Below are 15,754 nucleotides of genomic sequence, written 5' to 3'. Positions count from 1 at the left end.
GCACCAACATGGGCATGCTGTCCTGATAATATCGTGAAACGCGCCGGCACGGGGACACTGCCGGCTAGCGTATTGTTCCCGGCAGCAAACCAGTATAATTAACGCAGTCTGGGCGGCTTGGGTACTTGCCGTCCGTTTTGCTTTTTGATTCATTCTATTCATTCTTAACGCGGTTCCACCGCCATCCTGCTCATGCTCGCCCAACAGAAACAAGAAATCATCGCCCTGTTCCAGGCCGCCCTCGCTCCCGTCCTGGCCGGCACTTCGCTTGCGCCTAGCGTAGTGCTCGAGCGACCACGCGATGCATCGCATGGCGACGTCGCCTGCAATATCGCCATGCAACTGGCCAAGCAGCTGAAACAGAATCCCCGCGAACTGGCGCAAACCATCGTTGCGGCCGTGCTGGCCAATCCGGCCGGCAAGGGCCTGGTCGAGGCAGTGGAAATCGCCGGCCCCGGCTTCATCAACGTGCGCGTCTCCGCCGCCGCCAAGCAGGCCGTGGTGAAAACCATCCTGAGCGAGGCCGACAGCTATGGCCGCAGCACGGCAGGCGCCGGCAAGCAGGTCATCCTGGAATTCGTCTCGGCCAACCCGACCGGTCCGCTGCACGTGGGCCACGGCCGCCAGGCAGCCCTGGGCGACGCCCTGTCCTCGCTGTTCGACGCGCAAGGCTACCAGGTGACGCGCGAGTTCTACTATAACGACGCCGGCGTGCAGATCCAGACCCTGGCCAACTCCGTGCAGGCGCGCGCGCGCGGCTTCAAGCCGGGCGACGCAGAATGGCCCGAGTCCGCCTACAACGGCGACTACATTGCCGATATCGCCAGCGACTTCAAGGCCGGCAAGACCGTCTCGGCCAGCGATGGCCAGCCTGCTACGGCCAATGGCAACGTGGAAGACATCGATTCGATCCGCCCGTTCGCCGTCACCTACCTGCGCAACGAGCAGGACATCGACTTGCAGGCGTTTGGCGTGAAGTTCGACAATTACTACCTGGAATCGTCGCTGTACGCGGACGGCAAGGTCAATAGCGCCGTGGAAACCCTGATCAAGGCGGGCCACACGTACGAGCAGGATGGCGCGCTGTGGCTGCGCACCACCGACTTCGGCGATGACAAGGACCGCGTGATGCGCAAGACGGACGGCACCTACACGTATTTCGTGCCGGACGTGGCCTATCACCTGGTGAAATGGCAGCGCGGCTTCGTACAGGCCATCAATATCCAGGGCAGCGACCACCACGGCACCATAGCGCGCGTGCGCGCCGGCCTGCAGGCCGTCGACATGGGCATCCCGCAAGGCTACCCCGACTACGTGCTGCACAAGATGGTCACCGTCATGAAGGACGGCGAAGAAGTCAAGATTTCGAAGCGTGCCGGCTCCTACGTGACCGTGCGCGACCTGATCGAATGGTCGGGCGGCGGCGACATCGCCAAGGGCCGCGATGCCGTGCGCTTCTTCCTGATCTCGCGCAAGGCCGACACGGAATTCGTCTTCGACGTCGACGTGGCGCTGAAAACCACCGATGAAAACCCGGTCTATTACGTGCAGTACGCGCATGCGCGCATCTGCCGCATCCTGGAAAACTGGGGCGGCGATGCCAGCACGGTCGCCGGCGTCGACTTGTCTCCCCTGACAGCGCCGACTGAAGCGACCCTGCTGGCGACCCTGGCCGCCTACCCGGAAATGCTGGCGCGCGCGCAAGCGGAACTGGGCCCGCACCAGGTCGCCTTCTACCTGCGCGACCTGGCCGCCAACCTGCACAGCTTCTACTTCGCCGAAAAAGTGCTGGTCGAGGACGAAGCCGTCAAGATGGCCCGCCTGGCCCTCGTCATCGCCGCGCGCCAGGTACTGCGCAACGGCCTGGCACTGATCGGCGTGTCCGCGCCAAACAAAATGTAATCGCGAAGGTCTAACCGTCAAAATGAATCACGCTTCCCGCTTCTCTTCGACCCGGCGCCAGCAGGGCAATACCCTGGTCGGCATCATCATCGGCCTGGTCATCGGCCTGGGCATCGCCGTGGTGGTCGCCCTGGTGATCACCAAGGGCGCCTCGCCTTTCACCGACAAGTCGGGCAAGGCCGGCAAATCGACCGAACCGACGGCCGGCCAGATCGCCGACCCGAACAAGCCGATGTACGGCAACAAGGAAGCGGCCAAGGAAGCGGCGCGCGACTTCTCCAAGGAGCCACGCGAGATCGTCACGCCAACGCAGCCTGCTGCGCCGGCGCCAGCGCAGCAGCCGAAGGCGCCACCGCCGGACGCGCTGCAGGAATTGATCGGTACATTAAAGGACAAGCCGGCGCCGAAAACGCCGGCGGCAGCACCAGCGGCGCCCGCGCCGCAAGCCAAGGCCGACGCAAAAGAGGCCAAGGCTGATGCAGCCAGCGACAAATGGATTTATTATCTGCAGGCCGGCGCCTTCCATGACATGTCGGACGCCGAAAGCACGCGCGGCAAACTGGCGCTGCTCGGCTTCGAAGCGGCCATCAGCGACCGCAGCACCGACGCCGGCGTGCTGCACCGCGTGCGCATCGGGCCGTTCAACCAGCTCGAAGCGATGAACCGCGCACGCACCAAACTGTCTGAAAACGGCATCGATGTCGCCGTCGTCCGCAACCAAAAATAAGGAACCAGCATGCGTTTTCTGAAGAAAATCCTGTTCGCCGCCGCCCTGTGCACCGCCGCCATGGGCGCATCGGCCTCGCCGGCCGAGCCGAAAAACGGCGTCGAATACGAAACCCTGCCCACGCCGCAGGCGACGGAATCGGGCAAGAAAATCGAAGTGACGGAATTCTTCGCCTATTACTGCCCCCATTGCAACGTGCTCGAACCGCAGCTGGCGGCCTGGGTCAAGAAGCAGGGCGACAACATCGTCTTCAAGCGCGTGCACGTGTCGCGCGATGACAGCGTGGCGCCGCAGCAGCGTTTGTTCTTCACCCTGCAAGCCATGGGCCTGGTCGACAAGCTGCACACCAGCGTATTCCACGCCATGCACGTGGAACGCAACCGCCTGAACACGGACGACGCCGTATTCGATTTCGTCGCCAAGCAAGGCGTGGACCGCCAGAAATTCATCGACACCTACCGTTCGATGGGCGTCTCGGCCCGCGTGCGCCGCGCTGACGCCATGATGCAGGGCTATAACGTGACGTTCTGGCCCATGATCGCCATCGACGGCCGCTACATCACCTCGCCTTCGCAGGCCGATCAGGGCAGCAAGTCTGCCAGGAACGAAGAGCAGCTGAACGCCCAGGCGCTCAGCGTGATGGACGTGCTGGTCGCGAAAGCCAAAGCGGAAAAGAAATAAGCATGGCCACTTCCCTGGCGCGCCCGGGCATCGCCTGATGCATCGCGTTTTCATCACGGGCGCGTCGAGCGGATTGGGCGCCGCCCTGGCGCTGCAGTACGCGCGCCAGGGCGCCCATCTGGGCTTGCTGGCCCGCCGTGGCGACACCCTGCAGCAACTGATCGCCTCCCTGCCCTACCCTGAACGCCACCGCGCCTACGCCGTCGATGTGTGCGACCACGCCGCCCTGAAAAGCGCCGCCGGTGACTTCATCGCCCATGCGGGCGGCATCGACGTCGTCATCGCCAGCGCCGGCGTGTCCTACGGTACCTTGAGCGAACACGCGGAAGACCTCGACGCCTTCGCGCGCCTCATCGCCATCAACGTCACCGCTACCGTCGCCACCTTCGCGCCCTTCATCGCCGCCATGAAAAGCCAGGGCAGCGGGCGCCTGGTAGGCATCGGCAGCGTGGCCGGCATCCGCGGCCTGCCCGGCGCCGAAGCCTACAGCGCCTCGAAGGCGGCCGTCATCAGCTACTGCGAATCGCTGCGCCTGGAATTGAAACCGGCGGGCGTCAAGGTCGTCACCATCACGCCCGGCTACATCGACACGCCGATGACGCGCCACAATGCCTACCGCATGCCATTCCTGATGCCGGCCGAAAAATTCGCCGTGCGCGCCGCGCGCGCCATCGCCGATGGCGACAGCTACCGCGTGATCCCGTGGCAGATGGGCGTCGTCGCCAAGCTGCTGCGCGCGCTGCCCAATGCCGTCTACGACATGGCCTTCGCCAACGCGCCGCACAAGGCACGCAGCAAGCCATCCGGCGGCAGCCAGTAAAACCAACCTCTCCCCATGACGAAGCACTCAGACCTGAACAGCGCGGCCATCGCCGCCCATTGCGCCACGGGCGCCTCCCACGTGGCCATCGAGGTGGTCGATGAAACGGGATCGACCAACGCCGACCTGCTGGCGCGCTGCGCCACCCTGGCCGGCCCCACCCTGCGCATCGCCGGCCAGCAGACGGCCGGACGGGGGCGCGCCGGGCGGCCGTGGGTGTCGCAGCCGGACGCCAGCCTGATGTTTTCGCTGGCCTGGCGCTTCAAGGGGCCGCTGCAGCAGCTGGTCGGCTTGCCGCTGGCCGTCGGCGTGGCGCTGGCCGAGACCATGACGTCGCTGGGCGTGCCGGTGCAGCTGAAGTGGCCAAACGATATGCTCAAGGATGGACACAAGCTGGCCGGCATCCTCGTTGAGACCCAGCAGGCAGCGGACGGTGGCGTGTGGGCCGTCATCGGCTGCGGCATCAATCTGCTGATGCCTGATGCGCTGGAACGGCAGATCGGGCGCAGCGTCTCGGCCGTGCCCTGGCTGGCGCAGATGGAACGCAATACCCTGGTGGCCGCCCTGCTCAGCCGCCTGGCCGGCGTGCTGGCCGAATTCGACGACACGGGCTTTGCACCGTTTACCGAACGCTGGAACGTGCTGCATGCCTGGCAAGGCCAGCACGTAAAAATCCTCGACAATGGCCAACTGCTGCAGCAAGGCGTGGCGGCAGGCGTGGACCAGCTGGGCCGCCTGCTGCTGCGCACCGATGGCGGCCTGCAGGAAATCATGTCCGGCGACGTGTCCTTGCGCCTGACGGGGGAGTAAGCGCATGCTACTGCTGATCGACGCCGGCAATACGCGCATCAAATGGGCGCTCGTGGCCGCCGGCAGTCCCCTCGGCGGCTGGCTGGCCAGCGGCGCCGTCGCGCATGCGCAGATCGACACCCTGGCCGCGCAGTGGGAGACACTCGGCATCAGCGAAGCGCTGCTGTCGAACGTGGCAGGCGCCGCCATCGGCACGCGCCTGCGCGCCATGCTGCCGGTCGTCGCCCGCGACTTTGTATCGCTGCCGCAGCTGGCGGGCCTCACGAATGGCTACCGCGCGCCGTCGCAGCTGGGTTGCGACCGCTTTGCCGCCGCCATCGGCGCGCAGGCGCTGGCGCCTGGCCAGGCCGTCATCGTCGCCAATTGCGGCACCGCCACCACCATCGACGCCGTCACGGCCGATGGCGTTTTCCTCGGCGGGATGATCTTGCCGGGACTGGGATTGATGGCCAGCTCGCTGGCGCGCAACACGGCGCAGCTGCCGCAAATCGCTAGCGACGCCCTGCTGCCGGCCGGCTTTGCCGACAACACGGACGACGCCATCCTCTCCGGCTGCCTGGCGGCACAGGCGGGCGCCATCGAACGGGCCGTGCGCATGCATGGCGCCAGCGCCTGTTTGCTGTCGGGCGGCGCCGCACCGCGCATCGCACCGGCCCTGGCGTTGGCCGTGCCGCTGCATCTGGTGGACAATATCGTCATGCTCGGCCTGCAGGCGGCCGCGCGCGCCGGGACCGCAGGAACACAAGGAAACCACGTATGCTGAAATTCGTCTTCTGGCTGCTGGCCGGCGTCAACCTGCTGGTGCTGGCCATCGGCCAGGGTTATCTGGGCAGTTTTCGCACCGAGACGCGCGAACCGGCGCGCCTGAAAAACCAGCTGCAGGCGGGCAAGCTCACCTTGCTGACGCAGGAGCAGGCCACGGCGCCCGCCGCCGAAGAGGGCGCGACGCCGACGGCGGCACCGGCACCGGCACCGCCGACATCGTATGCCTGCACGGAAGTGGGCAATTTCCTGCTGGCCGATGGGCGCCGCTTTGAAGCGCAAGTGGCGGCATTGGACCTGGGCGACCGTCAGTCGCGCCGCAACGTGGCCGGCCAGGAGATTTCCAGCTACATGGTGTATATCCCGCCGCAGGGCAGCAAGGAAGGCGCCGACCGCAAGGCCGGCGAATTGAAGCAGCTGGGCGTGACGAATTACTTCATCATGAATGAAAGCAGCCCGCTGCGCTGGGGCATTTCACTGGGCGTGTTCAAGTCGGAAACCAGCGCGCAAAGCCAGCTGGCATCGCTCAACAAACAGGGCGTGCACAGCGCCCGCGTCGCGCCGCGCTACAGCGCCGGCAAGCAGCTGGCCTACCAGTTCCGCGACCTCGACGCCGCAACACGCGCGCGTCTCGAGAAGATCAAATCACAATTCCCAGACCAGGAACTGCGCAGCTGCAAATAAGCACCTGACCAAACCTGCTGCGCGTCGGTATAGGCAACCTGCGATGCTCGCTGTGCTTGAGCACAGTTCCGCTTCTCGGGCGCCTCTCCCTTCCGCTCGCTACGGTTTTGTCAGGTGCTTTATCGTTGAATGACGATGGGCTTGATGCCTGTCGATTCAGGCAGGCTGGCCGCCGCCCGCGCCGCATCGGCGCGACTCGAGAATGGGCCACCGTACAGGCGGAACAGATTCCCGGCCTGCACCACGCCCAGGGTCCCCAGGGCTGCCGCGTAGGGTTCCAGGCGCGAGCGGCCCGTTTCCGCATTGTCGGCGCGCGAGTAGGCGCCCAGCTGCAGATAGAAACCGCTGGCCAGCGCCGCCGGTGCCGGTGCGGCGACCGTCGCGTCGACGGGCAGCATTTGCGACGACACTTCCGGCTGCACCACGGCGCCCGTTTCCACCGGCGTATCGATGGAGATGGCCACCACGGACGGCACCGGCTTCGGTGCCGCACGGGCGGCCAGGATGGCGTCGATATCGGCAGGCAGCAGCCGTTCGACCACCACCTGGTGGCTGCCCTTGCCGAGGAAGCCCAGTTTCAGCGCCGCCGTGTACGACACGTCGATGACGCGCGTGGCATGGAAGGGGCCGCGGTCGTTGATGCGCACGATCACCTGCTCGCCGCTGTCGATGCTCGTCACGCGCGCATACGAAGGAATCGGCAAGGTCGGATGGGCCGCCGTCATCTTGTACATATCGTAGATTTCACCCGACGAGGTGCGCTGGCCATGAAATTTCTTGCCATACCAGGTGCCCGTGCCCTTTTGCTTGAAGGGCTCATTGTCGGTGATCGGCGTGTAGGTCTTGCCGAAGACGACATACGGGCGGTTCGAGCGCGTCGAATACGGCTCGTTGCGCACTTCCGCATCGGGCACGTCGCGCAGGTTGGCCGGCGGATTGTCGCCCGGGCCGTCATCCTTGTAGTAGCCGCCGCGCCCGGAGCCGGCCGCCGGCAATGCCGGCAAGGTGGGATCCTGGCGCACGGGCGCCTTGACCTTGCCGCCGGACGGCAGCGGCACGTTATTCGATGCGGGCTTTTGCGGCGTCGTACCGCAAGCGGCCAGGGTCAGCAAGACCGTCAGACTCAGCCCGCGCATGGCGAAAGTATCGAAAGGCGCGCGCATCAGGTCTGCACCAGCTTGCGGTGGCGCTGAATGCTCATCAGGATACCGGTGGCCACGCCCAGGGTCAGCAGCGCGGTGCCGCCATAGCTAAGGAATGGCAAGGGAACGCCGACCACCGGCACGATGCCGCTGACCATGCCCATGTTTACAAAGGCGTAAGTAAAGAAAATCATAGTGATCGCTCCTGCCAGCAGGCGAGTGAAAAAACTGGGGGCATTGGCGGCGATCATCAGCCCCCGTCCCACCAGCAGCAAATACATCAGCATCAGGATCAAGTTACCGACCAGGCCGAATTCCTCGGAATATACGGCAAAAATAAAATCGGTCGTGCGCTCGGGAACAAATTCCAGGTGGGCTTGCGTGCCGTGCGTCCAGCCCTTGCCCGTCATGCCGCCGGAACCGATGGCGATGATGGACTGGATGATATGGAAGCCCTTGCCCAGCGGGTCCTTGGTCGGGTCGATCAGCATCATCACGCGGTCGCGCTGATAATCATGCAGGTGCGACCAGGCGATCGGCAGGCAGGAAACAAAGGTGATCAGCAAGCCGGCCAGCACCTTCCACGACAAACCGGCCAGGAAGATGACGGTAAAGCCGGCCGCCACCACCAGCAGCGCCGTGCCCAGGTCGGGCTGGCGCGCAATCAGGTAGACGGGCACCAGCAACAATATCGCCGCCATCAGGAACGATTTCCAGCGCAAGGCGCCCGCATTGTGCTGGAAGAACCAGGCCAGCATCAGCGGCGTGGCGATCTTCAGGAATTCGGACGGCTGGATGTCGATCACGCCGATATGCAGCCAGCGCCGCGCACCGAGCTTGATGGTGCCGAACAGCGCCACGGCCACCAGCAAGATCACCGATATCGTGTACGCCGGCACGGCGATGCGCATCATCATCTGCGGCGTGACGTTGGCCGCCACCCACATGACGAAAAAGCACAGCAAAATATTGCGCAGGTGGTCTTCGATCTTGCCGGGGATGCCGATGCTGGCCGAATACAGGGTCAGCAAGCTGGTACTGAGCAGCATCAGGATGATGATCATCAGCGGCGGATCGAACACCGCCAGATAGGGTTTGGCGCGCCGCCACAGCGAGCGCCTCTCGTTAATGGGCATGTGCTTCCTTATTGCCTGGCAGGTACCGCCGGGGCGGCCTGCTCGTCAGTGATTTCTTCCAGGGTGCGCACTTCGTCGACATCTTCCTTGGGCACCTTGGTGGTGTCCTTTTCCTTGTCGCTCGGGCGCTTGCCCAGCAGGTAGTAGTCGAGCGCCTTGCGCGCGATCGGCGCGGCCACGCCGGCGCCGAAGCCCGCGTTTTCCACCACGATGGCGATCGCGATGCGCGGCTTGTCGGCCGGCGCAAAGGCCGTAAACAGGGCGTTGTCGCGCAGGCGTTCGGCCAGCAGCTTGGCATTGTACTTCTCGTTTTTCTTGATGCCCACCACCTGCGCCGTACCCGTCTTGCCGCCCACCGTGTACTGCACGCCGGTGAAGATGCGCGCGGCCGTGCCACCCTGCTCGCTGGTCACGCCCACCATGGCGCGCTTGATGACGTCGATGTTTTCCTGCTTGAGCGCGATGCGGTAGCTTTCCTTGGGCACCGTCAGGGTGCGCGCGCGCGTAGCCGCGTCCTCGATGATCTTCACCAGATGCGGCTTCATCACCACGCCGTTATTGGCCAGGTTGGCCGTCGCGTGGGCGATCTGCAGCGGCGTATACGAGTTGTAGCCGGAGCCGTTACTCACCGAAATCGTGTCGCCGCCCACCCATTTTTTCTGCTGCGGCGTCTTGAAGCGGTTGCGCTTCCATTCCGTCGACGGCAGCACGCCCGTCTTTTCGTTATTCAGGTCGATGCCCGTCAGCTGGCCGAAACCGAACGGTTTCATGAAGTCGTGGATGGCGTCGATGCCCATGTCGCGGCCCAACTGGTAGTAATAGGTGTTGCACGAAACGACGATCGACTTGTGCATGTCCACCGTGCCATGGCCGCCCACCTTGTCGTCGCGGAAGGTGTGGCCGCCGAGGATGAAGAAACCGGGATCGGAAATCGACTGGCTCGGCGTGCGCTTGCCCAATTCGAGTGCGGCCAGCGCCATGAAGGGCTTGAAGGTCGAGCCGGGCGCGTAGGTGCCGGACAGGGGACGGTTGACCATCGGCCGGTCCAGCGAGGTATTGAGTTCGTTCCAGCTTTGCTGGTCGATGCCGTCAACGAACAGGTTCGGGTCGTAGCCTGGCTTGGACACGTAAGCGAGGATGTCGCCCGTGGCCGGGTCGATGGCCACGGCCGCGCCGCGCCATTCGCCGAACGCTTCCTCGACGACCTTCTGCAGCTCGATGTCGATCGACAGGATCAGATTGTTGCCAGGGGTGGCGGCCGTGCGCGACAGGGTGCGCATGGCGCGCCCGCCGGCCGACACTTCCACCTCTTCGTAGCCGGTGGTGCCATGCAGCTGCTTTTCGTAGCTTTTTTCCAGACCTTCCTTGCCGATATGGTCGGTGCCGTTGTAATTGGCCGCGTCCTCGCCCTCTTCCAGCGCCTTCGCTTCATTGCGGTTGATGCGGCCGATGAAGCCCACCACGTGCGACGCCACCTCGCCCATCGGATACTGGCGGAACAGGCGCGCCTGCACCTCGACGCCAGGGAAGCGGAAACGCTGCGCCGTGAAGCGCGCCACTTCCTCGTCCGTCAATCGCGTGCGCAGCGGCACGCTGACGAAGTTCTTCGATTCTTCCAGCAGCTTCTTGAAGCGGCGGCGGTCCTTGATGTCGATCTGCACCAGGGTCGACAGCTCGTCGATCACGGAATCGAGGCTGGCGCTCAGTTTCGATGGCGTGATTTCCAGCGTATAGGCCGAGTAATTGCGCGCCAGGACCACGCCGTTGCGGTCGAGGATCAGGCCGCGCGTGGGCACGATGGGCACCACGGCGATACGGTTGTCCTCGGCCTTGGTCGCGTAGTCCTCGTGCTTGATCACCTGCAGCCAGATGAAGCGCGCCAGCAGCAGCGAAAAGCAGACGAAGACGAGCGCGCCCAGGATGGTCAGGCGCATGCGGAAAAAATGCAGTTCGCGCTCGGTGTTCTTAAGTTCAGTCATTGCAGGCGCCCGTCAAATCGGCCGGTTATGGTCGCGGTCCACGGCGCGGCGCTGCGGTGCCAGCAAGATCCACGTGACGATGGGCCACAGGGCGACGGCGACGAAGCTCTCGATGAAATTGAGCCAGCCGGGGAAGCGGCCCGAGACGATCAGACGCGTCAGCAACTGCAGCGCCTGCGTCAGCAGCAGCAGCGGCAGCACGTGCAGCGCCTGCGTCATGATGGGGAACCACAGCACGCGGCGGTGCATCATGATGGCGAAGTACGACAGCAAGGTATAGGCCAGCGCATTCTCGCCCAGCAGGGTCGAGTCGTGCACATCCATCATCAGGCCCATGAAAAACGCCACGCCGATACCGACCTTGCGCGGCTGGTGGATGCCCCAGAAGACCAGCACCAGGGCGACGAAATCGGGCACGCCGACGAACTGCCCCCATGGAAGCAGGTTCAGCAGAAAAGCGCACAGCAGGGAAAACCCGATGAACAGGGGGCTGACCGGCAGCAGGATGTAATGCGGGCGGTTCATCGTGTCGCTTCCTTCGGTGGCACGGCGGCAGGTGTTGGCGTTGCTGCTGGTGTTGCGGCAGGCGCCGCCGGTTTCGGCGCCGGGCTGGCCGGCGGTTTCGCGGCCGGCGCGGTCGCCGCATTGGCGGCCGCTGGTGTCGCAGCGGCCGGCTCCTTGGCGGGATCCTTGATCGGCGCCATCTTGCCGGCGATCTTGCGTCCCGTCTTGACTTCTTCAGCGGGCGGACGCGGCGGAATTTCCGGCGACGTCATCAAGATGAGCAGCTGGGTGTTGCGTTCGATGCCGGCCAGCGGCTGGCACACGACGCGGCCGAACGGGCCATGCGCATTGCGCTCGACCAGGGTCACGCGCGCCACGGCCAGGCCGGCCGGATACAGGCCGTCGAGGCCCGAGGTAATGACGATGTCGCCGATCTGGATGTCGGCGCTGGGGGCAGTGAAGCGCAGCTCCATGGTGCCGGACTTGCCGCGCCCGATGGCCACGCTGCGCACGCCATTGCGCAGCAGCTGCACGGGAATGGCCTGCTCTTCATCGGTCAGGAGCGTCACTTCGGAGGTGAACGGGAACACGCGCGTGACTTGTCCCACCACGCCCAGGTTGTCGATCACGGGGCGGCCCAGTTCCACGCCATGCTGGATGCCCCGGTCAAGCACGATCTTGCGCGTGGCCGAATCGCGCGTGTCGTACAGCACTTCGGCCATCATGGTCTTGACGGGCACGCGCTCGCGCGCTTCCATCAACTTGCGCAGGTGGTTGTTTTCAACGATGTTGAGCTGCGCCTGCTGCAGGATCTGCGCCGAGGCGATCTGTTCGTGTTTCAGGTCGCGCACCTGTTTTTCCAGGGCGGACAGCGAAGAGAAGTAGTTGCCGACACCAACCGCCACATCGCGCGGCACCAGGGCTGCCATCTGTACCGGATACAGCACGGTGCCGACGGCCTGGCGCACGGCCGTCAGCGCGTGCATGCGCGAATCGACCAGCAACAGGGCGATTGAAATGCCGGCGAACACCATCATCTTGACGCGGGCGGAGGCGCCTTGTTTGAAAAGTGGCGGAGGACTGTATTCCATGACTTCCAATAATCAGGCCAGGCGCAGTGCGCCAACGTGCAGGCCCCGGTCAAACGCCGGCGCCAAAACCAAAAAAAGGCCGGAGTTGGTTTCCGGCCCTTCTGTCAGATTATTCGTAGGAAAAGATCGAGCCGAGCTTGTCCATACGTTCCAGGGCCATCCCGGAACCGCGCACCACGCAGGTGAGCGGATCCTCGGCCACCAGCACCGGCAGGCCGGTTTCCTCCATCAGCAGGCGGTCCAGGTCGCGCAGCAGTGCGCCGCCGCCCGTCAGCATCATGCCTTTTTCGGCGATGTCGGCGCCCAGTTCCGGCGGCGTCTGTTCCAGCGCGTTTTTCACGGCCGAGACGATGTTGTTCAGCGGGTCGGTCAGCGCTTCGAGGATTTCGTTGCTGGAGATGGTGAACGAACGCGGGATGCCTTCGGACAGGTTGCGGCCCTTGACTTCCATTTCCTTCACTTCCGAGCCAGGGAAGGCCGAACCGATGGCCTTCTTGATGGCTTCAGCCGTCTGTTCGCCGATCAGCATGCCGTAGTTGCGGCGGATGTAGTTGACGATGGCCTCATCGAATTTGTCGCCGCCGACGCGCACGGAACCTTTGTAGACCATGCCGCCCAGCGAAATGATGCCCACTTCGGTGGTGCCGCCGCCGATGTCGACCACCATCGAGCCGGTCGCTTCGGACACGGGCAAGCCCGCGCCGATGGCCGCAGCCATCGGTTCTTCGATCAGGTACACCTGCGAGGCGCCGGCGCCCAGGGCCGATTCGCGGATCGCGCGGCGCTCAACCTGGGTCGAACCGCACGGCACGCAAATGATGATGCGCGGCGATGGACGGAAGAATTTCGAGTCGTGCACCATGCGAATGAATTGCTTGAGCATCTGCTCGGTCACGGTGAAGTCGGCGATCACGCCATCTTTCATCGGACGAATCGCTTCGATATTGCCCGGCACTTTGCCCAGCATCTGCTTGGCTTCCTTGCCGACTGCCTGAATGGTCTTCTTGCCATTCGGACCGCCTTCCTGGCGGATGGCGACAACGGATGGCTCGTCCAGGACGATACCGAGGCCGCGTACATAAATAAGGGTGTTGGCCGTGCCCAAGTCAATGGCCAGATCGGTGGAGATATACCTGCGTAAAAAACCAAACATGAGTGTCCTGTAGCGCATCGAGCTGCGCAAAAGCTGTTTATGGGGAGTTTCAAAGCGGGCGCTTTCAGGCACCCTGAAAATCCAAAAGGCGATTTTTCCGGGTTTCGCTTGGCGCTTGCGCAATCTTTTCTATGCTGCGGCAGCAGTCCATCAGCGCCGGCAACGCATTAACCCGCCATTCTACCTTATAATTTGAATGCGATTTGCTCAAAAACCATGGAAAAGTGCGACTCTTGCAGCCGCGAGTTACGCGGCATTCCTCGATTTTTGTGAGCAAAATAGCAGTAAATACCCGCGTTTTATCAAAACGCCAACTTAATACTAATGCGCGGCACTCCGCGCCATTCGCCATGTCCCTGACACTCTCCGACGTAAAACGCATCGCCCACCTGGCCCAACTTGAAATGGCCGACGACCAGGCCGTCACGTCTTTGGCCCAATTGAACAAGATTTTTGCACTGGCAGAACAAATGCAAGCCATCAATACCGATGGCGTGGCGCCCCTGAGCCACCCGCTGGCCGCCCATATGGACAATATCGCCCTGCGTCTGCGCGAGGACATCGCCACGGAACAAAACCGCCGCGATGCCTACCAGGCCGTGGCGCCGAAGGTACAGGATGGCCTGTATCTCGTGCCCAAGGTCATCGAGTAACTGGCACCTGACATAAGCTACTGCGCGTCGCGATTTGCGGCCTGCGATGCTCACTGTGCTAAAGCACAGCTCCGCTTCTCGGCCACAACTCACTTCCGCTCGCTACGCTTCTGTCAGGCGCTAGAACGGCGCAGTGCACGAATCCCAACCTTGCCGAATAGATAAAAATAGAAACGCCATGCATACAAAATCCATCAAACAGCTGTCCACGCTCTTGCAGAACAAGGAAATTTCCGCCGTTGCGCTGGCGACGCATTTCCTCGACCGCATCGAAGCGGACAACTCGAACGCCTTTTTGCACGTCGACCGTGCCCTGACCCTGGCGCAGGCTGCCGAGGCGGACGCACGCATCGCGGCAGGCACGGCCACGCCATTGACGGGCGTGCCGATCGCGCACAAGGACTTGTTCGTCACCAAAGGCTGGCGCACGACGGCCGGCTCGAAAATGCTGGCCGACTACGCCAGCCCGTTTGACGCCACCGTGGTGGAGAAATTCCGCGCGGCCGGCATGGTCACCCTGGGCAAGGTCAATTGCGATGAATTTGCCATGGGCTCCGGCAACGAGAACTCGGCCTTCGGCGCCGTGCAGAATCCGTGGGACAAGAATGCCGTACCAGGCGGCTCGTCGGGCGGCTCGGCCGCCGCCGTCGCGGCTGGCCTGACGCCGGCAGCCACCGGCACCGACACGGGCGGCTCGATCCGCCAGCCTGCCGCTTTTTGCGGCATCACCGGCATCAAACCGACGTATGGCCGCGTCTCGCGCTTCGGCATGATCGCCTTTGCCTCGTCGCTGGACCAGGGCGGCCCGATGGCCCGCTCGGCCGAAGACTGCGCCCTGCTGCTGACCGCCATGGCCGGCTTCGACGAACGCGACTCGACCAGCCTGTCGCCGGAACAGGGCGGCGTGGCGGAAGATTTTTCGCGCGATCTTGACCAGCCCCTCACGGGCTTGCGCATCGGCGTGCCGCGCGAGTACTTTGGCGAAGGCTTGGCCAAGGACGTGGAAGCGGCCGTGCGCGGCGCGCTGGCGCAGTATGAAAAGCTGGGCGCCACCCTGGTCGATATCTCGTTGCCGAACACGGCCCTGTCGATTCCCGCCTACTACATGATCGCGCCGGCCGAAGCGTCGTCGAACCTGTCGCGCTACGACGGCGTGCGCTATGGCCACCGCGCCACCGAGTACAAGGACTTGCAGGACATGTACAAGAAGTCGCGCGCGCAGGGCTTCGGCCCGGAAGTACAGCGCCGCATCATGGTCGGCACCTATGTGCTGTGCCACGGCTACTACGACGCCTACTATTTGAAGGCGCAAAAGATCCGCCGCCTGATCGCGCAGGATTTCGACGCCGTGCTGAATGGCCCGAACGCCGTCTGCGACGTCATCATGGGACCGGTCGCGCCGACCGTCGCCTGGGACCTGGGCGACAAGACGGATGACCCGGTGGCGAACTACCTGGCCGACATCTATACCCTGTCGACCAGCCTGGCCGGCCTGCCCGGCATGTCGATTCCATGCGGCTTTGGCGACGGCGAGAAAAACAGCAAGCGCCCCGTCGGACTGCAAATCATCGGCAATTACTTCGGCGAAGCCAAACTGCTGAACGTGGCCCACCAGTTCCAGCAAGTGACGGACTGGCATACGCGCAGCCCTGCAGGCATCTAAGAAAAAATTCGCGCCGCCCAGGCGGCGCCACCAAAAAATAAGCGAGA

Annotated in this window: 15 protein-coding genes; 9 read left to right on the top strand and 6 right to left on the bottom strand. The window is 63.9% G+C overall.

The features are described from left to right. The first annotated feature begins 192 nt into the window (after nt 1-192). The 7 genes from argS to LSO07_RS04795 are packed head-to-tail and all read left to right on the top strand — an operon-like array spanning nt 193 to nt 6,386. Nucleotides 193-1,902 carry an arginine--tRNA ligase gene (gene argS / locus LSO07_RS04825; RefSeq protein ID WP_034784713.1) on the top strand — a complete coding sequence of 570 codons (1,710 nt, stop codon included), beginning with the start codon at nt 193-195 and terminating at the stop codon, nt 1,900-1,902. A gap of 22 nt (nt 1,903-1,924) precedes the next feature. Then, a complete protein-coding gene (locus tag LSO07_RS04820) occupies nt 1,925-2,629 on the top strand; it encodes an SPOR domain-containing protein (protein WP_034784711.1) in 705 nt (234 codons plus the stop codon). 9 nt (nt 2,630-2,638) lie between these two features. Beyond that, complete coding sequence (locus LSO07_RS04815) at nt 2,639-3,310, top strand: thiol:disulfide interchange protein DsbA/DsbL (protein ID WP_070253845.1); 672 nt, start codon at nt 2,639-2,641, stop codon at nt 3,308-3,310. Nucleotides 3,311-3,347: 37 nt separating this feature from the next. Beyond that, nucleotides 3,348-4,130 (top strand): SDR family oxidoreductase, encoded by a 783-nt coding sequence (locus LSO07_RS04810; protein ID WP_151092609.1) that lies wholly within the window; start codon nt 3,348-3,350, stop codon nt 4,128-4,130. Between the two features lie 15 nt (nt 4,131-4,145). Then, a complete protein-coding gene (locus LSO07_RS04805) occupies nt 4,146-4,940 on the top strand; it encodes a biotin--[acetyl-CoA-carboxylase] ligase (protein WP_151092607.1) in 795 nt (264 codons plus the stop codon). A gap of 4 nt (nt 4,941-4,944) precedes the next feature. After that, nucleotides 4,945-5,703, top strand: a complete 759-nt coding sequence (locus tag LSO07_RS04800; protein WP_092612744.1) for a type III pantothenate kinase — start codon at nt 4,945-4,947, stop codon at nt 5,701-5,703. Further along, entirely contained in the window at nt 5,697-6,386 is a 690-nt protein-coding gene (locus tag LSO07_RS04795; RefSeq protein WP_151092605.1) for an SPOR domain-containing protein, read from the top strand. Before LSO07_RS04800 ends, LSO07_RS04795 begins: the two co-directional genes overlap by 7 nt. Before the next feature lie 119 nt (nt 6,387-6,505). Here LSO07_RS04795 and LSO07_RS04790 read toward each other — a convergent pair whose 3' ends face one another. The 6 genes from LSO07_RS04790 to LSO07_RS04765 all read right to left on the bottom strand — a co-directional run bounded on the left by LSO07_RS04790 (nt 6,506) and on the right by LSO07_RS04765 (nt 13,391). Then, the gene (locus LSO07_RS04790) at nt 6,506-7,549 is read right to left on the bottom strand and encodes a septal ring lytic transglycosylase RlpA family protein (RefSeq protein WP_151092603.1); all 1,044 of its coding nucleotides are present in this window, start codon (nt 7,547-7,549) and stop codon (nt 6,506-6,508) included. Then, on the bottom strand, nt 7,549-8,664 hold the full coding sequence (gene rodA, locus LSO07_RS04785; protein ID WP_034784703.1) for a rod shape-determining protein RodA: 1,116 nt from the start codon (nt 8,662-8,664) through the stop codon (nt 7,549-7,551). The genes LSO07_RS04790 and rodA overlap by 1 nt, the downstream gene beginning before the upstream one ends. Nucleotides 8,665-8,672: 8 nt before the next feature. After that, nucleotides 8,673-10,643, bottom strand: coding sequence for a penicillin-binding protein 2 (mrdA, locus tag LSO07_RS04780; protein WP_034784702.1), 1,971 nt, complete (start codon nt 10,641-10,643; stop codon nt 8,673-8,675). Between the two features lie 12 nt (nt 10,644-10,655). Further along, nucleotides 10,656-11,168: a rod shape-determining protein MreD gene (gene mreD, locus LSO07_RS04775; protein WP_034749354.1), complete on the bottom strand. Its 513-nt coding sequence runs from the start codon at nt 11,166-11,168 to the stop codon at nt 10,656-10,658. After that, a complete protein-coding gene (gene mreC, locus LSO07_RS04770) occupies nt 11,165-12,238 on the bottom strand; it encodes a rod shape-determining protein MreC (protein ID WP_151092601.1) in 1,074 nt (357 codons plus the stop codon). The genes mreD and mreC overlap by 4 nt, the downstream gene beginning before the upstream one ends. A 109-nt stretch (nt 12,239-12,347) precedes the next feature. Next, nucleotides 12,348-13,391: a rod shape-determining protein gene (locus LSO07_RS04765; RefSeq protein ID WP_010393186.1), complete on the bottom strand. Its 1,044-nt coding sequence runs from the start codon at nt 13,389-13,391 to the stop codon at nt 12,348-12,350. Between the two features lie 350 nt (nt 13,392-13,741). Between LSO07_RS04765 and gatC the strand changes: the two genes are divergently transcribed. Together gatC and gatA are read left to right on the top strand one after the other, a co-directional pair. Next, nucleotides 13,742-14,044 (top strand): Asp-tRNA(Asn)/Glu-tRNA(Gln) amidotransferase subunit GatC, encoded by a 303-nt coding sequence (gene gatC, locus LSO07_RS04760; protein ID WP_151092599.1) that lies wholly within the window; start codon nt 13,742-13,744, stop codon nt 14,042-14,044. A 178-nt stretch (nt 14,045-14,222) separates the two neighbouring features. Continuing rightward, nucleotides 14,223-15,707: an Asp-tRNA(Asn)/Glu-tRNA(Gln) amidotransferase subunit GatA gene (gene gatA / locus LSO07_RS04755; protein WP_151092597.1), complete on the top strand. Its 1,485-nt coding sequence runs from the start codon at nt 14,223-14,225 to the stop codon at nt 15,705-15,707. Nucleotides 15,708-15,754: the final 47 nt, after the last annotated feature.

This window comes from Janthinobacterium sp. PLB04 (assembly GCF_021165895.1).
Lineage (GTDB): Bacteria > Pseudomonadota > Gammaproteobacteria > Burkholderiales > Burkholderiaceae_D > Janthinobacterium > Janthinobacterium lividum.
Note: the sequence above shows the minus strand (reverse complement) of the source record. Positions and strands in the feature narration are given on the sequence as shown.